Source organism: Rossellomorea sp. YZS02, from assembly GCF_033963925.1.
In the GTDB taxonomy this organism is placed as follows: domain Bacteria; phylum Bacillota; class Bacilli; order Bacillales; family Bacillaceae_B; genus Rossellomorea.
The window spans coordinates 1-21,103 of sequence record NZ_JAXBLY010000024.1 but is presented as its reverse complement, the minus strand read 5'-3'; the positions used below and the strand labels follow the sequence as shown (position 1 = coordinate 21,103).

General features: G+C 43.2%; 24 protein-coding genes and 2 pseudogenes. 6 read left to right on the top strand and 20 right to left on the bottom strand.

Going from position 1 to position 21,103, the window contains the following annotated elements; all coding sequences use genetic code 11:
• Positions 1-8: 8 nt before the first annotated feature.
• The 3 genes from rbsD to SLH55_RS20080 are packed head-to-tail and all read right to left on the bottom strand — an operon-like array spanning position 9 to position 2,269.
• Positions 9-395, bottom strand: a complete 387-nt coding sequence (gene rbsD, locus SLH55_RS20090; protein WP_320324343.1) for a D-ribose pyranase — start codon at positions 393-395, stop codon at positions 9-11.
• Positions 392-1,282, bottom strand: coding sequence for a ribokinase (gene rbsK / locus SLH55_RS20085; RefSeq protein ID WP_320324342.1), 891 nt, complete (start codon positions 1,280-1,282; stop codon positions 392-394). Before rbsK ends, rbsD begins: the two co-directional genes overlap by 4 nt.
• Before the next feature lie 6 nt (positions 1,283-1,288).
• Entirely contained in the window at positions 1,289-2,269 is a 981-nt protein-coding gene (locus tag SLH55_RS20080; protein ID WP_320324375.1) for a LacI family DNA-binding transcriptional regulator, read from the bottom strand.
• A gap of 215 nt (positions 2,270-2,484) precedes the next feature.
• Between SLH55_RS20080 and SLH55_RS20075 the strand changes: the two genes are divergently transcribed.
• Positions 2,485-2,724, top strand: coding sequence for a hypothetical protein (locus tag SLH55_RS20075; protein ID WP_320324341.1), 240 nt, complete (start codon positions 2,485-2,487; stop codon positions 2,722-2,724).
• Positions 2,725-3,238: 514 nt separating this feature from the next.
• A complete protein-coding gene (locus SLH55_RS20070) occupies positions 3,239-3,748 on the top strand; it encodes a GNAT family N-acetyltransferase (RefSeq protein WP_320324340.1) in 510 nt (169 codons plus the stop codon).
• A gap of 562 nt (positions 3,749-4,310) precedes the next feature.
• On the opposite strand, the gene SLH55_RS20065 is transcribed toward SLH55_RS20070, so the two are convergent.
• Complete coding sequence (locus SLH55_RS20065; protein WP_320324339.1) at positions 4,311-5,030, bottom strand: glycerophosphodiester phosphodiesterase; 720 nt, start codon at positions 5,028-5,030, stop codon at positions 4,311-4,313.
• A gap of 861 nt (positions 5,031-5,891) precedes the next feature.
• Here SLH55_RS20065 and SLH55_RS20055 point away from each other — a divergent pair.
• Positions 5,892-6,404, top strand: a complete 513-nt coding sequence (locus tag SLH55_RS20055) for a DUF6143 family protein (protein WP_320324338.1) — start codon at positions 5,892-5,894, stop codon at positions 6,402-6,404.
• Between the two features lie 12 nt (positions 6,405-6,416).
• Here SLH55_RS20055 and SLH55_RS20050 read toward each other — a convergent pair whose 3' ends face one another.
• From SLH55_RS20050 to SLH55_RS20010, 10 genes and pseudogenes are all read right to left on the bottom strand, one after another.
• The gene (locus SLH55_RS20050) at positions 6,417-6,893 is read right to left on the bottom strand and encodes an SRPBCC family protein (RefSeq protein WP_320324337.1); all 477 of its coding nucleotides are present in this window, start codon (positions 6,891-6,893) and stop codon (positions 6,417-6,419) included.
• Positions 6,894-7,122: 229 nt separating this feature from the next.
• On the bottom strand, positions 7,123-7,755 hold the full coding sequence (locus SLH55_RS20045; protein WP_320324336.1) for a type 1 glutamine amidotransferase family protein: 633 nt from the start codon (positions 7,753-7,755) through the stop codon (positions 7,123-7,125).
• Between the two features lie 74 nt (positions 7,756-7,829).
• Entirely contained in the window at positions 7,830-8,792 is a 963-nt protein-coding gene (locus SLH55_RS20040) for a YafY family protein (protein WP_320324335.1), read from the bottom strand.
• A 39-nt stretch (positions 8,793-8,831) separates the two neighbouring features.
• Complete coding sequence (locus SLH55_RS23290) at positions 8,832-9,089, bottom strand: PH domain-containing protein (RefSeq protein WP_413787118.1); 258 nt, start codon at positions 9,087-9,089, stop codon at positions 8,832-8,834.
• Between the two features lie 242 nt (positions 9,090-9,331).
• Positions 9,332-9,514, bottom strand: coding sequence for a PspC domain-containing protein (locus tag SLH55_RS20035; protein ID WP_320324334.1), 183 nt, complete (start codon positions 9,512-9,514; stop codon positions 9,332-9,334).
• A 167-nt stretch (positions 9,515-9,681) separates the two neighbouring features.
• A complete protein-coding gene (locus tag SLH55_RS20030) occupies positions 9,682-10,257 on the bottom strand; it encodes a hypothetical protein (protein WP_320324333.1) in 576 nt (191 codons plus the stop codon).
• Positions 10,258-10,484: 227 nt separating this feature from the next.
• Positions 10,485-10,760, bottom strand: a complete 276-nt coding sequence (locus SLH55_RS20025) for a hypothetical protein (RefSeq protein ID WP_320324332.1) — start codon at positions 10,758-10,760, stop codon at positions 10,485-10,487.
• A gap of 308 nt (positions 10,761-11,068) precedes the next feature.
• Positions 11,069-11,317: pseudogene (locus SLH55_RS20020) on the bottom strand (hypothetical protein); the annotation flags it as partial.
• 8 nt (positions 11,318-11,325) lie between these two features.
• Positions 11,326-12,855 (bottom strand): glycosyltransferase, encoded by a 1,530-nt coding sequence (locus tag SLH55_RS20015; RefSeq protein WP_320324331.1) that lies wholly within the window; start codon positions 12,853-12,855, stop codon positions 11,326-11,328.
• A 30-nt stretch (positions 12,856-12,885) separates the two neighbouring features.
• Positions 12,886-13,944 carry a glycosyltransferase gene (locus SLH55_RS20010; RefSeq protein WP_320324330.1) on the bottom strand — a complete coding sequence of 353 codons (1,059 nt, stop codon included), beginning with the start codon at positions 13,942-13,944 and terminating at the stop codon, positions 12,886-12,888.
• Between the two features lie 109 nt (positions 13,945-14,053).
• On the opposite strand from SLH55_RS20010, the gene SLH55_RS20005 reads away from it, so the two are divergent.
• Genes SLH55_RS20005 through SLH55_RS19995 form a run of 3 tightly spaced genes read left to right on the top strand, consistent with a single transcriptional unit; the run spans position 14,054 to position 16,687 of the window.
• Positions 14,054-15,169, top strand: a complete 1,116-nt coding sequence (locus tag SLH55_RS20005; RefSeq protein ID WP_320324329.1) for an aminotransferase class I/II-fold pyridoxal phosphate-dependent enzyme — start codon at positions 14,054-14,056, stop codon at positions 15,167-15,169.
• Positions 15,166-15,801, top strand: coding sequence for an acetyltransferase (locus SLH55_RS20000; protein WP_320324328.1), 636 nt, complete (start codon positions 15,166-15,168; stop codon positions 15,799-15,801). The genes SLH55_RS20005 and SLH55_RS20000 overlap by 4 nt, the downstream gene beginning before the upstream one ends.
• Positions 15,802-15,820: 19 nt before the next feature.
• Positions 15,821-16,687 (top strand): glycosyltransferase family 2 protein, encoded by an 867-nt coding sequence (locus SLH55_RS19995; protein WP_320324327.1) that lies wholly within the window; start codon positions 15,821-15,823, stop codon positions 16,685-16,687.
• Here SLH55_RS19995 and rfbD read toward each other — a convergent pair.
• The 6 genes and pseudogenes from rfbD to SLH55_RS19965 form a co-directional block, all read right to left on the bottom strand.
• Entirely contained in the window at positions 16,682-17,578 is an 897-nt protein-coding gene (rfbD, locus tag SLH55_RS19990) for a dTDP-4-dehydrorhamnose reductase (RefSeq protein ID WP_320324373.1), read from the bottom strand. The two genes, SLH55_RS19995 and rfbD, sit on opposite strands and share 6 nt — an antisense overlap.
• The gene (gene rfbB, locus SLH55_RS19985; RefSeq protein ID WP_320324326.1) at positions 17,547-18,512 is read right to left on the bottom strand and encodes a dTDP-glucose 4,6-dehydratase; all 966 of its coding nucleotides are present in this window, start codon (positions 18,510-18,512) and stop codon (positions 17,547-17,549) included. Before rfbB ends, rfbD begins: the two co-directional genes overlap by 32 nt.
• 5 nt (positions 18,513-18,517) lie before the next feature.
• Positions 18,518-19,075: a dTDP-4-dehydrorhamnose 3,5-epimerase gene (gene rfbC / locus SLH55_RS19980; RefSeq protein WP_320324325.1), complete on the bottom strand. Its 558-nt coding sequence runs from the start codon at positions 19,073-19,075 to the stop codon at positions 18,518-18,520.
• A complete protein-coding gene (gene rfbA / locus SLH55_RS19975) occupies positions 19,062-19,958 on the bottom strand; it encodes a glucose-1-phosphate thymidylyltransferase RfbA (protein ID WP_320324324.1) in 897 nt (298 codons plus the stop codon). Before rfbA ends, rfbC begins: the two co-directional genes overlap by 14 nt.
• Positions 19,959-20,100: 142 nt before the next feature.
• Positions 20,101-20,409, bottom strand: coding sequence for a hypothetical protein (locus SLH55_RS19970; protein WP_320324323.1), 309 nt, complete (start codon positions 20,407-20,409; stop codon positions 20,101-20,103).
• Positions 20,406-21,103 (bottom strand): annotated as a pseudogene (locus SLH55_RS19965) (hypothetical protein); the annotation flags it as partial. The pseudogene SLH55_RS19965 and the gene SLH55_RS19970, both read right to left, overlap by 4 nt.

Below are 21,103 nucleotides of genomic sequence, written 5' to 3'. Positions count from 1 at the left end.
CCTTTGGTTTAAAAAATGACTCCCGCGTGAAGGATGCAATTCGCGTACGGTGTGACTTCCCCCGTGCGGATGACGGCCTTCGCCTTATGGGTTTCTTTCTTGAAGTCTTCATGGGATACAAACTGGATCCCATCGAACCATGAGGTCATTTGTTCTTTAACCCCTTTATTTGTTTCGACTTCTTCAGCTAACGTGACGGTTTCAACAACCATTTCTTCCTTTAACAGTTCGACCACGTCAAGGAAGGATGGCTCTCCCGGTTTCAATGCCAGGTCGATTTTCACGACGTCTGACGGAATCGGGAGACCGGCATCGGCCACGACAATCGTATCGGTGTGGCCGAGATCGGCAAGTATCTTTGCAATGTGACTGTTCAAGATGCCATGTCGTTTCATTCTGCCAGCTTCCTTTCCACTTCGTCTCTTGTCGGCATTCCACCCTGTGCCCCGAATCCGGTCACGGAAAGGGATGCGGCGCGGTTTGCGAATCGGAGGCTTTCTTCCATTGTTTGTCCTTCAGCAACGGCGGTTCCGAATGCGGCATTGAAGGTATCGCCGGCCCCTGTTGTATCGACGACTTCGACTTTGAAGGAGGGAACCTGGATTTCTTTAGTTCCATTATGGTAACGGACTCCTGCTGCTCCTTCGGTGATGATGACTTTGTCAGGATATTGTTTCAGCGCTTCTGACGGTTTCATTCCATTAAAGAGCACATCTGCTTCGTGTTCATTCGGTGTCAGATAGCTGGCACCAACGATAACGTTTTGTGAAATCTTTCGTGCTGGAGCCGGGTTTAATAGCAGTGGTACTTCAATCTTGTTGCACAGGTCTGCCACGTATTCAACTGTTTCCTCTGGGATTTCCTGCTGGATCATGATGAGATCACATGTTTTGAGGAAATCGGCTGCTTTCTCAACGTATTCTGGTGTCACAAGATCATTGGCCCCTTTAACAACGACGATGCTGTTGTCCCCTTCAGCGAGGATGATATGGGCGGTTCCGGATTTCTGACCTGTAACCGGTTCCACATACTCTGTATGAACACCGTTGCTCTTAAAGTTTTCCAAGATTTCTTTGCCGTAAGGATCATCGCCGACGCATCCGATCATGTAAACGTCTGCTCCAAGTCTTGCTGCTGCAACGGCCTGGTTGGCGCCTTTTCCTCCGGGTACCGTGTCAAAGCTGTCGCCCAGTACCGTTTCCCCTGCACCGGGGCGTTTCGCTGATGTCACCACTAGATCCATGGATGAACTGCCGATCACGGCAATCTTCGCTTTATTCATCTTCCTTCATCCCTTTCGTGTTGTGTTTCGCTGTATGAGTTCAACCGGAAGCTGAACACATGTATCGATGTCTTTTTCTTTTTTTATCAGTTTAATCAGAAGTGCCGCGGCCTGCCTGCCCATTTCGTAAGCCGGCTGCCTGATCGTTGATAGCGCTGGATAGGAAAGGCTGCTCTGGGGGATGTCATCGTAGCCGATGATCTGGACGTCTTCCGGGATCTTCTTCCCGAGCCGGAGCGCCTCATGGAGAATCGCGATCCCAACGATATCATTGCTTGCGATGACCCCGTCCGTATCAGGATAGGTAGCGAACAGTTCCTCTGCCCAGCCCTTTGCGTCTTCAAAGGAGAACGAGGTCGTGGACATCACCGTGAAGTCGACGTCTGTTCCGCTCAAGTACTCAACGGCTCCCCGGAATCGGTCCTGTGCCGGCTTCACGTGTGCCGGCCCCTTCATGACGGTGATCCGCTTCGCCCCTTTTTCCACTAAGGTCTTTGCCGCCAGGCGTCCTCCTTTGCGGCCGTCCGCATACACTGCCGGATAGTTGTCCGTGGTCCGGTCTAGGAGGACGAGTGGGAGATTCAATTCACTATACAGCTGATCATGCTCTACATGATTGGTCGCTGAGATCATGCCGACGACATTGTTCTGAACGAAGGTCTGGATATAATCCAGCTCCTTCTGGATGTTTTCGTCGCTGTTTCCAAGGAGGAGCCTGAACCCCGCCTCGCTCACTTCATCCTCGACCCCTCTCGCCAGCTGCGGGAAGTACGGGTTGGTGATATCCGGAAGCAGCAGTCCGATAAGTCTCGACTCCCGTTTATAAAGGGAGCGTGCCACCTCGTTCGGACTGTAATTCAGCTTCTCAATCGCCGTCATTACCTTCTTCCTCGTCTCGGCTCCTACATAGCCGTTATCATTCAGCACCCGGGAGACCGTCGCCACCGACACCCCCGCTTCACTCGCCACATCCTTGATTGTTGCCACGTAAGTCACTTCCTGTTCGTTTGGTTGGTTATTATGTAACCGGTTACATATAAAATAACATAGATTTGTAATCGTTTGCAATCATTTCGTATGTTTTGTTCTCTTTTTAAATGGATGAAATGGACCTGTTCGAGGGGAATTTTATCGAATATTACAACAGAATTTACTAATATTTCTCCATTTGTTCCTTTATACTTACGTTAAGGGGTGAAACAATGAAAAAAGGTTGGATGTCGATTGTCGGTGGAATTATAGTAGGCTTGATCCTCTCTTTCTTTACGCTCGAATATGATGGATGGAAATACATTTCAGTCAGTGACAACGGAGAAGTAGAACAAGTCATTCATGAGCTTGATTTCAACCTTATCACCAACACTTTTCTTCTGATGATCGCCTGTGGAATTATCTTGTATTCGATCTTATCCATAATTGAAAAGAAGAAGTCTAATGATTAAGTGGCTATTTTAAGATGCCGGTCATTCTGATAAGTATTTTTTCAGCGGTACTGATTTTCATTACTGTTTTTTCGATGATTAGAATCTTAACGATCGCTTATAAGAGAAAGGAAATTTCGACTGTGAAGTTTTCCATTTTATCCGTTTCTATTATTGGGGTGGGTATGTTGATTTCTACTATTCTACCTTTTGGTTATCAAAAACTATTTGAAAGGATCATATAATTGGGGAGCTAGAAAATGAAAAATGAAAAACAAAACAGAAAAGAATTCTATAAAGATACCTTATTAGAGTTTATATCTGAAGTGGTTTTCAACATCATATTGTTTATACCAAGAATGATGTTTCGCTTGATAAGAAACTTGTGGTGAAAAAGGAAAATGGCCATTAAATGAAGCCCCCTAAATGATTTGGATGAGACATACGTTAATAGAATGAAGGTTCTTTGACTCAGTGTCGGTGAGCGTTCACATGATAGATTATTTATATAATGGACGAAAGGCTGGAATACATCATGGAAAAAAAAGAAGCACCGATCATTCTAACAGAACGATTGATTTTACGTCCGAGAGCGGAAAAAGACATTCCCAATATGATGAAAATGATGAACAATGATGAAGTAAGAGAATTTCTAGGGCTTAATCCCCCTCGTGATGAACACTCCATGTTAGAAATGGTGAGGAATCGCACTGAAACAAAATGGACGGTCGCCTTAAAAGATACGGATGAATTCATCGGTGATGTCATGATTCCAGAAATAGCAGAAGGCTATCTTGGCGGAATCGGTTATCGCTTCATGAGGGAGCATTGGGGAGGCGGTTATGCGTATGAAGCGGTTTCCGCTGTCATTGAGCATAGTAAAAGCACATTACACCTTACACGCCTTTTTGCTACTATAGATGATAAAAATATACCGTCAAAAAAGTTAATTGAAAAACTCGGATTTACTTTGGTGGCGGTGTTGCCTGAATCGCATTTACACGGGCGAGTTGCAGATGTAGCTTATTATTCTCGTATAGTATAAATAGTTTTACTCTTTAATTTGAGAAATGGACAAACTAGTGAGTGATTAAATAACTAATAATAGAGTGACTTTGAAAGAGTACTCATTATGAAAAACGGGCTTATTTCACTAACCGTGGCGTTTGCTGAACAAGCAGCCGCCCTTTGTTCAAGTAGAGGGCAGGAATAAGAAAATAAAAACTAAAATTGATTAATTGGTAGATGGGTGTGAATTTATTGTATTGGTTAGTACTTATAGTTGTTATGCTAGTTGCGTACGTTATGTATTACTTCATAGGGTCACTCTTTGATACGGATATGTTTAATGCAATAACAGTGTATAATAATGGATTTACGGTTAGTTTTATTGGGATTATCCTTTTAATTGCTACATCAATTGTCATTATAAAATTCATCGATAAGTATAGAATAAACAATAAGTAGAGACCACAAGGGAACTGTCAAAAGGGTACCTATTTGAGGTGCTCGTGAAAAAAATGGTGTCACTCTATTCCAAAAGAAAGAGACTCGTCAATCGACGAATCTCTTTCTTTTTTATTGCTGCCAGTTTGAGTTTCAATATATTATAGATGCTCCAAAAACAACCCCGGATAATCCGTCATGACAACCTCAACACCCGCTTTTTTCACTAACTGAAATTCTTCCACTGTATTAATCGTAAATACGCGCAGAGGCATCCCCATGTCCATCACGTTTCGCCCAGTTGGAGATTGAGCAAAAGACGCATCACAGTGAAGTGCATTAACCTGCAAGGGCTTAATCCGGTCCAGAATATTCGCTGGAATCCCTTCAAAAAGTAAACCTGTCTCAATATCAGGATCAAGCTCTCTTACCTTTTTCAAACTCGCAGGATTGAATGAAGAAATAATTGTCTGTTCTTTCATCCCTTTTTCGTTGAGCAGCTCCAGGACCTTTTCTTCCAACTGCGGATAGTCGATGAGATCGTTTTTTAATTCAATATTGATGATCATCGAGTCATAGTGAGCGGTCACAACATCGAGGACCTCTTCTAGTGAAGGGATGGACTCTCCTTTAAAAGAGGGGTGAAACCAACTCCCGGCGTCATAGGTTCTGAGCTGTTCCCATGTCAAATCCTTCACGTAGCCTGTTCCATTGGTGGTACGGTCGATGGTTTCGTCATGAATGACGACGATTTGACCGTCTTTTGTCAGTTGGACATCCAATTCGATACCGTGTGCACCCGACTCTGCGGCTGCTTTAAATGCAGCGAGCGTGTTCTCTGGAGCCTCTCCACTCACTCCACGATGAGCAAATAATTCCATTCTCTTTCCTCTTTTCTTCTCGTTGTTAGAATAGGAACGCCCTTGAAGCATTACCTTCAAGGGCTTACATCGTTGTACTATTAGTATACGTATTCCAAACAGGTTATACTAGTTCCCTTGCTTTTTGTTGGCTACTTCCTAAGCACGGTCCGTTTTTTTCGCTCCCGGGCTAATGGCGAAATATACTGTTTTCATATGCCATTCTGCTTGAACCTCAGGTGACATCAGGTACTTCATGAACTCCCATGCCGGTATTTGTTTTGCTTCATTAATAATAAAGACCTCATGTTAAGACAGTGTGAATCGAATGTTTTATATCGTAAAGATACAATAGACTTTGTTAAGATTTCCCCGCCCATTTCTCTCTTGTCCACTTACATTTTTAGGCGATTGACCTGAATAGAGGGGTGTCATCCCAGCCTTAAGCTGAAAGCAAAAGGAAATAAGTGGAAGTTTTCCGGTTATATTCAGACTCGAACTATTTTTAGCGGTATATAGGCGGAGGTTTTCCGCTTATGCACAGAAGTACGAATCGATTTATGTATTTTTGAGTTAATAGGCGGAATTTTTCCGCCTATATCAGCCTCTTTTAATCGTATGGACAAATTAAGCGGAATTTTTCCGTCTATTTATTTTCATAGGATATCCAGATCAAATTCTTTAAGGATAGGAATGTTGGTCACCGTTCGGCTCTTACTATCATTATCTCTTATTTATAGGACTCCTCAACAAAAATAAGCTTTGATCAATTCTTCACTTGATTCTACAGACCATTATAAACTTTACCTTAGTATTAAAGCATAATGGTTCTTCTAAAGTATATATATTTTAAAAGTAGACTTATCAGGAGGGAAACTTACCATGGAAATAAAACCAACAGTGGATATCATAAACCCAGCCTATCAAAGTACCAAAGGAAGGCTATTTGCTGGTACTTCCGGATTATTAAATACAAGTGCCAGTAAACATGCATGGGCACAGCTTGTAAACCCGCTTCATTCTAATGTGAATTTATATGTCTCTTTTTTTGCTTTGACAAACTTTTCAACTAAACTAGTGACGGCAGACTTTGTTGTGAATGCTGACCCTCCCGGAACCCCGACTCTGTCATCAGACGTGAGTGTTCTGAAGCTGGCCTCCAAGCATACACCTGTGGGACAAATCTTCTACAATCCCAGTGTTTCAGGTTCATTCTCAGGAGGTAAGTTTGTCGGTACCAGAGCGCTAAGTCCCGAAAGAACAGAGCTGGGTTTTAGAGTGGATGGTCGACTGATTATAGAGCCAGGTACGAACGCAATGTTCTTTCTATGCAGCCGCTCCCCTGCTACATCTCAGATTGAGTTTGAATGGTTTGAGAGTGAGGCAATCTTTTAATGAAAGGAAACATTATTCAGTATACAAAGCGAGATTTTCTAATGTGGACCTTAAACCGATGTCATGATCTTCCTTCTTAATTCCTTCAGGGACATTTTCACAAATGATGGTCACTTTTGTACCTCCCGAATTGGGTTCCAGGAGCCATTTCTGTATCATTTCCCCCGAGAAAGCAGGATCATCGGAATTGAATTTTACGGATATCACAATTTTCTTATCTGGAACTAACTCCAGAAACGTCCCTTGGACAACATCCGTTTCTTCGGTCGTTTTACCAGGATTTGAATGCTCTGTTTCATACATCAGCGTTATTTTAAAACTTCCGCCTTCACGGGGATCAAACATTTCAATTTCACCTGACATCCCTTTTGGCGGAAGCCAGGAAACGAGGTCCTCCGGATTCAAGAAAGAACGATAGACGGTTTGTGGTGGTACTGAAATCATTCTTGAAGCAGTATCTATCCTCGTGTTATTTGGCGCATCATCCATGACAATCTCCTCCACATGTAAGTTTAGTCACATAGTCACAATTCTCTTAAATAGCCAAATTCATCATCATATCCACTACAATTCATTTCTTTACATAGTTCAACAAAGAGCTGAAAATCCCTTCAATAGTTTGGAGAACCGATCCTTTGGGAAATTATATAAAATTCCAGATTAAAAAGCCCAACTTCTCTACAAATTTAAAATAGAGAAATTGAGCATTTCAGTCCCATCATTTATTTATTGAATTCATTAACTGGAAGAAGTATTGGGGTTGATGGGTCTTATTCAGGCGATACCATGAATCTAATGTATCTGGTGTAAACACATCCATTCTCTTCAGTACCTCCCTTGCAAATTCCAAAGGAGCTATTCCTGATGCCGTAACTAAATTACCATCAGCTACCGCAGGTTCCGACTCATAGAACGTCTCTCCTTTATAATTAGGACAAACCATTTTCGTATATTCCAAGTTATTACTTGTATGTTTTTTAGTATCTAAGTATCCCCTATTCGCTACGGCCTCAACTGCACCACAAATAGCAGCCACAATCGTGCCGAGCTCTAAAGCTTGGCCAACTCTTTCCAAGATGGGTTGATGAATGTCTTCACTCCAAGTGGTCCCTCCCGGTAAGATTAAAAGATCTTCCCTCTCAAGAGTACATTCATCAAAGGACATATCCGGTTTTATCCTCAGTCCTCCCATCGTCGTAATCATTTCTTTAGTAGCTCCTACTGTCATGACGTTTAAAGGTGCTACATCTTTCTTGAAATACCTTCCTGAGTTTAGTTCAGCCATTACATATCCATATTCCCAGTCTGACATTGTATCAAATACATATAAATAAGCTTTTTGTGTTTGCATCCAAGAACACTCCAATCACCATTGATATTGCTATTATAATAAAACTTCCCTGACAGTTAGCGTCAGGGAAGTCATTAAACCTGATGAAATTCTATTAATTCCGACAGAACTTCAACCATTCTTTTCTTAAGGCTGATTGGTTCAACCACTTTAATCGATGTATTGTATGGTAAAAGTAAATAAGGTACATATGTATGTATGATCTCTTTTTCCAGAAGAAACACGGCTTGCTTGGAAGTCCGTTCTTGTACATAATGCCCTAAAAACCAATGTTGGCAAATATCATCCAATGCACTTTTATCCCCATGAAGAACCAAAGACATAATTCCTTCCTTATCTTCTATAGTTGGAAGGAGGCCCTTTATAAAATAGTCCCCTGCTGAAAAATTCTCTGGCCGGTTAAACTTGGTTTCGGTTACGGTTAGACATTCCATTCGATCTACTCTAAAACTACGAATATCATTTCTAAGATGACAAAATCCAATCACATACCACTTATGATTCCAATAAATCATTCGGTACGGATCGACCAATCTCTCATGTAATGGCTTTTCGCCACTTTTATGATAAAGAATGTTGACTGAGTACCCGTCCGCTACGGCCTGTTCCAACTCCTTCAAAAAAGGTTCCATAGCGTGTGGACGTAATCCACTTATGACTTCAAGACTATTAACATGTTGGTTGATCTTTGTTTCCTGCTCTTGATTGGAGTGGTGACTTAGTTTTGAAATGGCCCTATGGAGTGCTTCCCCTCCATAATATCCGGCTTCCTCTGCAAAAACAGCCGCGTGAAGTAGGGATGTTTGCTCCTCAACATCAAAAAAAAGCGGAGCCTCAATAAAATGGTTCAATAAAGAGTATCCACCGTTATGTCCTGGTTCTGAAACAATCGGTACGCCACTTGTAGAAATGGTATCAATATAACGATACACCGTCCTTATATTCAACTCTAACTTTTCTGCCATTTGCTGTGCCGTCACTTTTCCACCTGAACGAAGCATCCATAGAATCGCTAACATATTGTCAGTTTTAGGCATATGACTCTACCTCTATATCCCTCTATATTTTTGAAAAAACTAAGCTATAATTTCGATATTCTTACACCGTTTGGAAAGGATCTCAATGAACTCATCTCTATGAATAGGAGAAATAAGGATGGAGTTATAGTAACCGTAAACAATCTCAAGCCTTTTTAGGGACAACGCAGGACTTGATATCGGGTTCGTTGTTTTTCGTACAGACTTTATCGTGTCTAACGGAACAATCTTTTTAAAAGGACCAAACCTAATGGTTAAGTGGTTCTCGTCTACCACATAATAGGTCGTTACCCACATCCATAATATAAAGAGTGGCAGAAGAACACAAAGAGAAAAAGTAATGATTAAATCCAAGGTATTTGGTGTTTGATCAATAATTGCATAAATTCCACTTCCCATAGCTAATATCATGGTCGTCCAAACGATAAGGGATAACCACCAATCTTTCCGTGACTTAATTTTCAGTACGTTCACCCCCATGCAATTCAATATACGTTTCGCTAACCTGCCCCTTATACTTGTATAAGATATTTAAAGAATTATAATAATCGGGGACTGTCATGCATTGTATTAACAAGAATTAAATATATAAATACATTAGCAGGTAATAAAAGAAAAATTAACCTTACTCCCAAAGAAGAAATACCGAAATATTCCGCTATTCCTCCACAAACACCGCTTACTAACTTATCTGTTCGGGATTTTGTTAACTTGTTTTTCAATTCAACTCCCCTCCTTAGGAGACCAAATTTTTTAGTATATTTTTAGAGATAACCTAATAATTTTGTCGGGAATTATTCCTTTTAACTTTCCATTAATTGAAGAAGGCATTACCAGGCGATCAATTAGCTGATCTTCAGTTATTGCCACCTTTAGTTGAGTACATATGTTAATTTGTGAGGTCAAAACGAGCGATTTCCTCATCTTTGATATAAATTACTAATGTCGCATCCTGAGCATAGTTTATTAATTTTTCTAATTTTTCTTCAGATGGTGCAAGTCTCATTTCAGGATTTTCCTCTAATGCGCCTAAATCAAAGTCAAGATCATATTCTCCTTCGTGATTGGCTTCAAGAACAGGAATCGTTTCTGTTCCCATTCCCATTTTTGCTTCAGTTCTTTCTTCTTCATTAAAAATATTGAAACCCATGACTTCTTTAGAAACTTCTATTAATTTTTTACTGGGTTCAAGATTCACTTTTAATCCATCTTCATACTCATACGTTTCTTTATTGAGTTTTTCATTTCCACCAATAGCATCTTCATCTGTATTTTTCAAAACAAAATGATAGCTTAATGAAATCGGTTGAATAGATTCCCCTTCTTTTTCCCCAGATGTAATACCTGTCTTCCCTGCACGATCGTAACTAATTTCAACAGACGAACGAACTAGTTCTAGAGATTGCTTATCCGAACATCCTGTTAAAATGATGAATACTAAAATGATTATCGAAATAAATCTCATACATTATCCCCCAGAAACCGTTTTTTTTATGGCACAAAAAATCGAATATGCTTGTTAAACTAAACTGCCCTTTACCTTAATACCAATTATTTCAAAATACCACAATTTACTCAAGACCATTTCCCCTCAAAAATGAGCTTACCCTGTTCTGGATAAGCTCCTGTTAGTTCCATAAGGCTAATTACACTAAATTGCCCAATTAGTAAAACAATCTTGGAGTGTACTTTTTATTTGTCAGGTATAAATATGATTCTATAATCTAAGCCTAATTCTTCTTCCACTTTTTTAGTGAGATTTTGCCCGATCGAATTATGTTTATTAATGTGAATTTTCTTATATTGTTTAGTCCATTGATATAATTCATCTTTAAGATTATCTATTAACGGAAATTCATCAATATCAAGATTCCAGCCACATATATTGCACCAAATTGGATCAGCCACAAAGTCTGCTTCTAGCTTAAATGAACTAGTAACTTCGCAATTACAAACATCTCTTAACATCAACATTCATCTCCCAAAAATAAAATATTCTACTCAACAGTATATCTGCCTAGTCAGTTTAAGTGCATCTCTTCACAAAAATCATACTACTATTAACACAAATACTCAGTCTTTTTTTTCTTGTTCCATTAAATGGCCCTTTTACGGAAGAAAGACAATCTTAGCTTACTGACCGCAGGAATATTTTCTGTTTTGTTCTTAGTTAATGGGATTTTATGAGTAACTTATGACATAATGAAAAATGCCAAGATCCCTTTTATAATAAGGATCCTTGGCATTTTTCAGACGGAATAGCATATTGACATTATATTTGTATTAGAACTAATTGAATTGAAAGACTCACTATCTGTTAATCCGAGTGATTCGTTTACTTTATCAGGGTTCTCATTGTCAAATATATCGACGATTTCGTTACCCATTTAAGTATAGGTATACTGATAACTTTAAGGAATCTGCGTTTCCGTATTCGGGTACGTGATAATTGCTTCAAAATTAGTGGCTCCACATGCCTTGCGAATCGCGTCTTTCATATAAGCTTGATCACCATATCGATTGAGCCTTAGCCCTATGGCATCACCACAATCTTCTCTTTGCATGTCGAACAATATTTAGCATACGAAATACATATTTCTACAGAATCACCAGGTTCCATCGGCCACCACTTGATGGATCCCATCGGTGCCATGGACGCAAGGGTTTCTACTTCAGCCGGGATTCGCCCCACCACGACAACTTCATAATCCCGAAATCGGGTTTCGATGCCTTTTTTGATGGTCTTGATCAACTGGGTGGAATCGTAGTCCTTGCATGAGTATGGAATGGGAAAAAGGATCGACACCCTCGACTCATCTTCATGGATGATATGGGCCGTTTCTTTTCCTTTATCATCTTCATTCCTTTCCCAAACGCGCTTGTAAGGAATATCCTCTATAAGATCCTTTTCCCTCAATCGTTGAACGATTCGTTCATGATAATAACGATGGAGCTGTTTGACCAGAATCTGAATTTGCTGATTTCGTGTAAAGGTCGAATTGCTGCCGTGTTCATTTCGATATTGGATGTACAATAAATCGGGAATGGCTACAAATGTAGTGGTCAAGAATGTGCGGATAAGGAGATCATAATCGTCCGCTACCATCAGTTCTTCCCTATGTCCCCCCACCAAGTGATAGCACTCTCTCGTCCATGCGCGCGGATGGTTCGGCAAGCCCACCAGATGCCTGATGGTGCTCCCGTTGATGGCTGAGTGTTTATTTACATTCTGCCACCGGTTCAAAGTATGGATCCACACTCGATAATAGATACTGTATCCGTACCCTGAATCCCAACCGTACCAATGAGCCCGCTTGCTTGTATCATAGACTTCCGTACAGTCCCCATAGGCAAATCCGCAATCTGGATTGTCAATGAAAGCAGCCACGATTTTCTGCAGACAGTCTGATGTCAATTCATCATCGTGATCGATTTCTATAAGAATCTCTCCGGTGCATAGGCCCGCTGCATACCTTTTCACTGCTCCAATGTAACCACTCCTTGAATCCTGGCGGTAACATCTCACACGAGGATCCCCGAGCGACTTTAGAACATTATGATATGTGACATCATCGTCACCGGAATCATCCACGATGACCCACTCCCAGTTAGTATACGTTTGATTCAAGAGCGAGCGATAGGGACGCTTGATTTTTTCACCTGAACGATAGGCTGCAGTGAATACGGATACCAAGGGCAGGTCTGTTGTAAAACGGCTGGATGGGACCACTTTAGTGACAGGCATGGGATCGGTCCGTTTCAACCAGCAGTAGAACAACTGATCAGGTTGGATTTCATCTGAGGTGGAATAATGCAGCCAGCGTCTCCTTTCAGTGACGGGAAGTGAATTTATCTCTTTGAACTCTTTCCAGTCTGGTCCAAGAGTGACATATACACGGGGATGTTTCGGCTGAATCTCCGGAAATGGATCGACCGATCCCAATACCTTTACCGAGATTCCTCTTTCCTCTAACCTCAAGATCATCCCGCCTACATTCTCATCTTTATTTTGTTTCGAAATCACAAGATAAGCGGTCATCATTGGCGTATCACTTGACAGCATAATCACCCTCCTTTCGTTGAATTAAAACGGCTATGATTGGAAGATATGATGAATCTTTTTCTTCACTACTCCCTTACAATCAAATAACTTCTTAATAGTCATCGCTCCTGTTTCGCCTATTTTCATAGCAGCTGCAGTATTGTCTTTAACCCAATTCAATTCATTGACGAACGCGTAACTCATCGCTTCGACTTCGAGGTAATCTTTCCCTGCGACCAGTGTCAGACAATCGTTTCTTGGATTTGTTGATATGAGCAGGCATCCTGTGGACATGGCATCCGCCGCCGCCGTAACAGGAAAACCGTCAAGGGCGAATTGATCCTGGGTACCAGTATAAAGAAACACATGAGTTTGTTGATATACGCTTGTCAAATCTTCTGGTGGCAAAGGACCATAGTAAGTAAACTGTCTATTCTTCAAAAGATGAAGATCCCTCTCCCAATCTCCGATTATATTTAAATGGAACGTGTCATCAAGCTGATTAAATACATTTGCCAGCAACGAGAATCCTTTACGAACACCTCGGTTAGCAGCAAACGTTAGTTGAATCTTCCCATTAAGAGATTTCTTTTTGTACGAATAATGGTCCGTTTGAATGACAACAGGAGTGAAGATACTACTTGGAATCTCGTCCAACACTTCCTGTACATTAGTAAATATGCTTGTGCACCTTTCTCTTATCAGTGAGAGGAATGGTGCAGGAGTATCAGGTCCCATGCCACCCCCTGGATACAAAGTGGTATGCAACCTGATACTCTTTTCTCTTAAAAAAGTAGAGATATCCAAATGGGGATTTGATCCTGGAAGGTTCATTCCGCTCGGTAAGGTACGGCACCCGAGCAGACTACAGGCCAGGTTTAGAAAAACACAGTAAACATCTGTAATTCCATTCTCCTTTGCCATCTCTTTAAATTCTTCAAAACGATGGACCGTTGTAGGAAACCCCTCCCGTTGAACGTTGACAGCAAAAAACAACGTGTCAGGCCTTTGATGAAAAATTTCACAGCACTCCCAATACCTGAAGCCGCTTTGTTTCCAAGGAAAGACTGTATCTATAACCGCAAGTCGTCGCTTTCGAGGAGACTTCAACAATCCACCTCCTTTCTGCATTATCTAAAATGCACGACTTTCTTCAACTTCTATTCTCCCCATACTCAAAATATATTGAATAGGGAAAGGAGTTGAACGTTCCTATATTATGATGAATATTCCCTTTTTACGACCTCATTTAGTGAACCAGGAAGATCTTTCTCCATATTTGAGAGAAATTGATGCTTCCAGACAATATAGCAATTTTGGCCCGCTCAATGCACGTCTTGAAAAGGTGATCCTGGGCGATTACTTTGACGGAGTTGGAGCAGTCACCACTGTCAACAACGCAACCACCGGGTTGATATTGGCCCTTTCAAGATGCAAACGTCCTCATGGAAAGTATGTACTGATGCCTAGCTTCACCTTTTCAGCTACCCCTTTATCGGCGTTATGGTGTGGACTGGAACCATACTTTGTCGATGTAAATAAGGACGATTGGTGCATGGATACAGTAATGGTCGAAGAATTACTTTCGACCCTCGGAGATCAAGTGGCCGCCATAATGCCCTATGCCACATTCGGAACTGATATGGCTCTTACGTATTATGCCTCGTTACACGATTCAGGGATACCGATCATTGTAGACGCAGCAGCGAGCTTCGGTGTGAATGGACAGTATGGACATTTCGGCAAAGGGTTTCCTGGAGCTGTTGTGTTTAGCTTCCATGCGACAAAATCATTTGGTGTTGGAGAAGGCGGTCTCATTTATTCAAGGGATGAAGGATTCATTTCAGACATCAGACACACGGAAAATTTCGGATTCACCGAAGGAAGAGAAACCGCTTTAAAAGGACTGAACGGCAAAATGTCTGAATATCCGGCGGCTATCGGACTTGCCACGTTACCGGCCTATCCTCATAAAATAAGTGAACGGCAAAAAGTCCACCAATGGTATGTTGATGCCTTGACGGATAAGCGGCTTTTATCAGAGGGGTGGGAACTTCAAGCCGCAAAGGGACGGGTTCCCTATCAATTCATGCCCGTTTTATGCCCACCTGAAAAGAATAACCATGAAATTATTGAGACCCTAAATCAAGATCAGATCGAAGCCCGCACTTATTTCTCACCTCCCTGCCATCAGCATCCCCTGTTTTCAAACCATAAGCGAACGACCATGCACCACACGGACCATATATCAAGAAGGATTGTCAGCCTCCCCTTATGGGAGGAAATGACGGAGCCGTTGGTGGAACGAATCGTAAAAAGGATGACTTTCTCATGAAACCGCTTGTCATATGGGGATGCGGCGGCCATGCAAGGGAGGTTCTTCATCTATGCGAGCAAATGGGAGCGCGGGTCATCGGATTTCTTGATGAACGAACGGAGTATAAAGGAAAGGTCATGGACGGACTCCCTGTTTTCGGGGACCTCCCAGATATCCTACATCTCAAGGATCAGGTGAGGATTGTGTGTGCCGGGGTGGGTGATCCTTTTTTAAAGAAGCATTTCGTTGATAAAACGACACGCCTCGGCTTTCAGCCTGCGAATTCGTTGATTCACCCATCCGTATATTTGTCCAAACGGAATACAATCGGCAAAGGAACGATCATCTGCGAAGGAACGATCCTGACGACGAATGTTCAGGTAGGAAACTTCGTGATTCTTAATAGGGGCGTCATCCTGAGTCATGACGATATCATTCAAGATTATGCAACGGTTGCCCCAGGTGCAAGCATCGCGGGAAATGTAATGGTGGGAGAAGGGGCGACAATTGGAATCGGAAGTTCGATCCGGGAGAAGGTTTCCATAGGAGCCTGGTCGATGATTGGAGGCGGTTCATTTGTGAAAGAAAACGTTCCTCCCCATACGTTGTATGCCGGGGTTCCCGCCGTGTATAAAAGAAAATGGCCATAAAGAAGAATGAGGTGATAAGATGGATCGACCATTGGTAAGCGTCGTTATTCCCGCATACAATCGACCTGGTACATTAAAAATTGCTTTAGAGAGCGTCCTCTCCCAATCGTATCCGGCGATCGAGGTGGTCATTTGTGATGACAGTTCGAATGATGATGTAAAGGAAATGGTACAGCCCTATTTAAAGAAGCACTCATTCATCACCTATGTAAAGAACGAGCAGAATCTGTTCTTGAAAAACTGGCATAAATGCTTTGATTTGGCGAAGGGGGAATACATCAATTATCTGATGGACGATGATGTCTTTCATCGTGACAAGATAAAGAAAATGATCTATTTCTTTGAATCATTCGAGGGGATTTCCCTTGTCACTTCTTTCAGGCAAACCATTAATGAAGCAGGCGATCCCATTGCCCCCTTAACCGCTACGAAACGCTTATTCAAAGAATCAAGGATCATGGATGGCCGGGTATTGGGGGACATGGCTCTGACACAATGTTTGAATATTATCGGTGAGCCTACGACGGTTCTATTCAGAAAAAGCGATCTTGACGAACCATTTGGCGTTTATAAGGGAAACCAATATTCCCTGCTGAATGATCTCGCTTCCTGGCTTGGGCTGCTTTCAAAAGGGAAGGCAGCTTACTTGACGGAAGCCATGAGCTACTTCAGGATCCATCCGTTCCAAAACAATCAGACTCTTGGTGAAAAGACGTTCAGCCAGTGGCTGGACCTGATCATTGCGTCAAGGGAAGGTGGCTTTTTAAGAGCAGATAAAGATTTTCAAAAAGCCCTTCTCCGCTATCGGGAAAGGGTGCAGCATCGGCCCGCTTTCAAGGACGACCTTAAACGGATCACTGATACCTTGAACCAACTGAGGTCATGATGGATTCTGAGCTAAATACCTCCTCAAACCGTCTTTCCAATGAGGCATCGGTGCGAAATGATTATTCCTGAGTCCCATGTGATCCAGCACGGAGAAGGAGGGCCTCTTAGCTGGCCTTTTGAATTGTTCTGACGTACATGGTTTCAGGTCGACGTCCATACCGCGCTGGATGAACAGTTCTTTCGCAAATCCATACCAGCTGCAGTCGCCTGAGTTGCTTATATGGTACGTTCCATATCGGGAGGTGCCGATGAGCCCGACAATGGACGAGGAAAGGTCCACGGTATAAGTCGGGCTCCCCCTTTGATCATCCACAACGGAAAGGGATGCTCTCTCTCGTGCAAGCTTCAGCATCGTCTCTACAAAATTCGGACCTTTTTGACCGAACAACCAAGATGTTCGCACGATAAAATAGCGTGAGTGCACTTCCTTTACGATCCTTTCACCAGCAAACTTTGATTCACCGTAGACATTGATTGGTGATGGACAGGAAAATTCATGATAGGGTACACCTGATTCTCCATCAAATACATAATCGGTGCTCATATACACAATCGGTATTCCTAAACGTTCTGCAGCCGTTGCTACATATCGGGTCCCCAAAGTATTGACCAGGAAGGCCAGGTCCGCATTCTTTTCCGCCTCATCCACCTTTGTGTATGCAGCACAATGAATGATGACATCGGGATGTGCGTTAAGGATGACTTCTTCAACTTTGTCTGGATTGGTCACATCCATCTGTGTTTTATTTTTCTCCAACACTTTATACCCTCTACTTTTCAAAAGCAGACAAAGGTCTGTCCCTAACTGTCCTTCTGCTCCTGTGACAAGCACCTTCTTCACAGAGATCCCCTCCTTTTCATTCCGTTCTCTTTCCCCACCAAGCCTCATTCGATTGATACCAGCTAATCGTCTCAAGAAGGCCCTTCTCGAAAGGATGGGACGGTCTCCACCCGAGCTCCCTTTGAATCTTTCCGGAATCAATACTATAGCGAAAATCATGACCCGGTCGGTCGGAAGTAAACGTGATAAGGTCCCGAGACTTCCCGATTGCATCCACAATACTATACACAATCTCGAGATTGGTTCGCTCATTATGTCCTCCAATATTATAGACTTCGCCGGGCTTCCCTTTTTGAATTACAGCATCGATGGCAGAACAATGATCCCTGACATGTAGCCAATCACGGATGTTCTGTCCATTTCCGTAAACCGGCAGCTTCTTTTCTTGAAGGGCAAGTAGGATCATACGCGGAATAAGTTTCTCCGGAAATTGGAACGGACCATAATTATTGGAACACCGGGTGATATTTACATTCAGCCCGAATGTTTCGTGATAGGCACGCACCAGACAGTCTGCACCTGCCTTACTGGCAGAGTAAGGACTGTTCGGCTTCAGGGGGCTTTCTTCTGTAAATGCCCCTCTTCGCCCCAATGAGCCATACACTTCGTCTGTGGAAATTTGTATAAACCGGATCCCATGTTCCTTGGCGATATCCAACAAACATTGGGTCCCCATCACATTGGTCCGGACGAACTCTGAAGAGCTCAGGATACTCCTGTCCACGTGGGATTCTGCGGCAAAATGGACAATCAGCTCCACATCATGCTTTCTTATCACATCGTCCATCCATTCATAATGTGTCACGTCCCCCTTCACAAAGAAATAGTGCTCACTCCCTTGGATATCATTCACATTCTTCAAATTGCCGGCATACGACAAAATATCCACATTCACAATGGGCTGCTTCGGGTACTTCTCAATCATGTAGCGGATAAAGTGGCTTCCAATGAATCCCGCCCCGCCTGTCACCAGTATCGTCATATACGTTACCCCTTTATTGAAAAATCAAATTCCGCCTGTTCTAAAAAAGGCAGAGTAGAATCCTTATCCGATAATATCGGAGACGCGACCGGCCAATCAATGGACAGTTTTTCGTCATCCCATCTGATCCCTCTGTCCAATGTAGGATCATAACACTCATCGACTTTGTACAAAACCGTTGTATCTGGAGAAAGTGTACAAAATCCATGAGCCATCCCTTTCGGCACAAGCAGTTGGCGATTACTCTCTGAATCCAGTACGAAACCAAGCCAGTGGCCATATGTGGTTGAATCTCGGCGCAGATCCACTACCACATCATAGATGGAACCGGTGGCCACCCTCACTAGCTTGGTCTGGGCCTTTGGGTTCAATTGATAATGCAACCCCCTTAGGACACCTCTCTCCTTGGAAAAGGAGTGATTATCCTGTTTGAACTCGTGAGGGAGCCCCAGGCTTTCCAGCCGTTTTTTATGAAAGGTTTCTATAAAAAACCCCCGATGATCTGTATGAATCCTTGGCTCAAGAATCCACACCCCCTCTATTTCTGTTTCACGTATCTTCATGCTCCACCTCGAATCGTCTTTTCTTGACCAACTCTTTTAAATACTTACCGTAATCGCTTTTCGCTAGAGAATCTGCAAGGGGAATCAATTGCGCTTCAGAGATATACCCCTTTCGGTAAGCAATCTCTTCAATGCACCCCAATTTCGTCTGCTGTGTCTCTTCAATTGTCTTGACAAACTGCGAGGCCCTGAACAGAGACTGCGGGGTACCGGCATCTATCCAGACATCGGTCGAACCCAGCAATTGCACGGATAGTTCACCTTCTGAGAGATAAGCTTGATTGATGTCCGTAATCTCAAGCTCCCCCCTATTGGAAGGCGTGAGCGTTTTAGCTATGTCCACCACCCGGTAATCATAGAAATAGAGTCCCGGCACCGCATAATGTGATGAGGGATTTACTGGTTTCTCTTCAATCGAGAGCACCTTCCCTTCCTTAGAGAAGGTCACCACCCCAAATCGCTCAGGGTCGTTCACATAACAGCCGAAGATCGTAGCCCCACTCTCTTGTTTTTTGGCTTTCATCATTTTCTTCTCGAAGGTATACCCGTAAAAAAGATTATCCCCGAGAATCAGTGCAACCCGATCGCCTTCTATGAAATCCTCGCCGATTAGAAACGCCTGAGCGATCCCTTCCGGCGCTGACTGAACCCTATATTCGATCCTGATCCCAAGATGGGAACCGTTTCCCAGCAAATTTTTATAACGCGAGACATCTTCCTTGGTTGAGATGACCAGGACTTCCCTGATTCCCGCATTCATCAAAGACGACAAGGGATAATAGATCATCGGCTTATCATAAATTGGTAATAAATGCTTGGAAACCGATTTCGTCAAGGGATATAACCGGGTTCCGCTGCCTCCTGCTAAGATGATGCCTTTCAATTCCATCCCTCCCTGAACAAATACATCTCTCATTTTTAGTCTATGAGTCAAAAAATGAATTGGTACTATTCTGAAGAGGAAGTGCTCTGTCTGAATAAAAAAATAGCCATACCGCAGTACGACTATTTCTTTCATTCCACTCCTAGGATAGTAAAATCGTGACGGCAACCCCTGTGGTCAGGTTTGAAGCAGTATAATCGATCCTAACAGATAATAGGTCACATTCATTGACTGCGACACTTGCAGGTGCAAAATCGCAGCAATCCGGATCATTAACGGTTACCGTCGCTGCAGTATCGACAGGAGTGAGGTCACATGTAGTGCTCCTCACAACCGTAGCCGTGACAGTTCCAATGATGTTATCGCGAGTGTGTAAAGCGATTCCTGTAATCGTAGCGTTCTGAGGCACCACTACTGTACTTCGTGAGTAGACACCCGAAGTGGTACTCAACCCGACATAGTTTCCGTTTGAAACGTTCTGTGATGTGGCAAGGAAAATCGCCGACATTCCACCTGAAGGACCTGATGGCCCTTGTGGACCCTGTTCACCCTGAGGGCCCCCTTCAGGACCTTGTTCTCCTTGTGGACCTTGCTCTCCTTGTGGGCCTTGTTCTCCCTGAAGGCCTTGCTCTCCTTGAGGACCCTGTTCACCCTGAGGGCCTTGCTCTCCTTGAGGGCCTTGTTCTCCCTGTGGACCTTGCTCTCCTTGTGGACCTTGTTCTCCTTGAGGCCCCTGTTCACCCTGAGGGCCTTGCTCTCCCTGAGGGCCTTGCTCTCCCTGAGGGCCTTGCTCTCCTTGTGGACCTTGTTCGCCTTGTGGGCCTTGTTCTCCTTGAGGGCCTTGCTCTCCTTGTGGGCCTTGTTCTCCTTGAGGACCCTGTTCACCCTGAGGGCCTTGCTCTCCTTGAGGACCTTGCTCTCCTTGAGGACCTTGTTCTCCCTGTGGACCTTGCTCTCCTTGTGGACCTTGTTCTCCTTGAGGACCCTGTTCACCCTGAGGGCCTTGCTCTCCTTGTGGGCCTTGTTCGCCTTGTGGGCCTTGTTCTCCCTGTGGACCTTGCTCTCCTTGTGGACCTTGTTCTCCTTGAGGACCCTGTTCACCCTGAGGGCCTTGCTCTCCTTGTGGGCCTTGTTCGCCTTGTGGG

Bases quoted from the DNA above. Each gene is read 5' to 3' on its own strand.
- rfbB (WP_320324326.1), bottom strand. From the start codon at position 18,512: ATGACGATACTGGTGACAGGCGGGGCGGGATTCATTGGAAGCCACTTT.
- SLH55_RS20070 (WP_320324340.1), top strand. From the start codon at position 3,239: ATGGAAAAAAAAGAAGCACCGATCATTCTAACAGAACGATTGATTTTA.
- rbsK (WP_320324342.1), bottom strand. From the start codon at position 1,282: ATGAATAAAGCGAAGATTGCCGTGATCGGCAGTTCATCCATGGATCTA.
- SLH55_RS20030 (WP_320324333.1), bottom strand. From the start codon at position 10,257: ATGAGATTTATTTCGATAATCATTTTAGTATTCATCATTTTAACAGGA.
- SLH55_RS20040 (WP_320324335.1), bottom strand. From the start codon at position 8,792: ATGCCTAAAACTGACAATATGTTAGCGATTCTATGGATGCTTCGTTCA.
- SLH55_RS20045 (WP_320324336.1), bottom strand. From the start codon at position 7,755: ATGCAAACACAAAAAGCTTATTTATATGTATTTGATACAATGTCAGAC.
- SLH55_RS20025 (WP_320324332.1), bottom strand. From the start codon at position 10,760: ATGTTAAGAGATGTTTGTAATTGCGAAGTTACTAGTTCATTTAAGCTA.
- rbsD (WP_320324343.1), bottom strand. From the start codon at position 395: ATGAAACGACATGGCATCTTGAACAGTCACATTGCAAAGATACTTGCC.
- SLH55_RS20065 (WP_320324339.1), bottom strand. From the start codon at position 5,030: ATGGAATTATTTGCTCATCGTGGAGTGAGTGGAGAGGCTCCAGAGAAC.
- SLH55_RS20015 (WP_320324331.1), bottom strand. From the start codon at position 12,855: ATGCTGTCAAGTGATACGCCAATGATGACCGCTTATCTTGTGATTTCG.
- SLH55_RS23290 (WP_413787118.1), bottom strand. From the start codon at position 9,089: ATGTGGGTAACGACCTATTATGTGGTAGACGAGAACCACTTAACCATT.
- SLH55_RS20005 (WP_320324329.1), top strand. From the start codon at position 14,054: ATGATGAATATTCCCTTTTTACGACCTCATTTAGTGAACCAGGAAGAT.
- SLH55_RS20050 (WP_320324337.1), bottom strand. From the start codon at position 6,893: ATGGATGATGCGCCAAATAACACGAGGATAGATACTGCTTCAAGAATG.
- SLH55_RS20055 (WP_320324338.1), top strand. From the start codon at position 5,892: ATGGAAATAAAACCAACAGTGGATATCATAAACCCAGCCTATCAAAGT.
- rfbC (WP_320324325.1), bottom strand. From the start codon at position 19,075: ATGAAGATACGTGAAACAGAAATAGAGGGGGTGTGGATTCTTGAGCCA.
- rfbD (WP_320324373.1), bottom strand. From the start codon at position 17,578: ATGAGGCTTGGTGGGGAAAGAGAACGGAATGAAAAGGAGGGGATCTCT.
- SLH55_RS20000 (WP_320324328.1), top strand. From the start codon at position 15,166: ATGAAACCGCTTGTCATATGGGGATGCGGCGGCCATGCAAGGGAGGTT.
- SLH55_RS20075 (WP_320324341.1), top strand. From the start codon at position 2,485: ATGAAAAAAGGTTGGATGTCGATTGTCGGTGGAATTATAGTAGGCTTG.
- SLH55_RS19995 (WP_320324327.1), top strand. From the start codon at position 15,821: ATGGATCGACCATTGGTAAGCGTCGTTATTCCCGCATACAATCGACCT.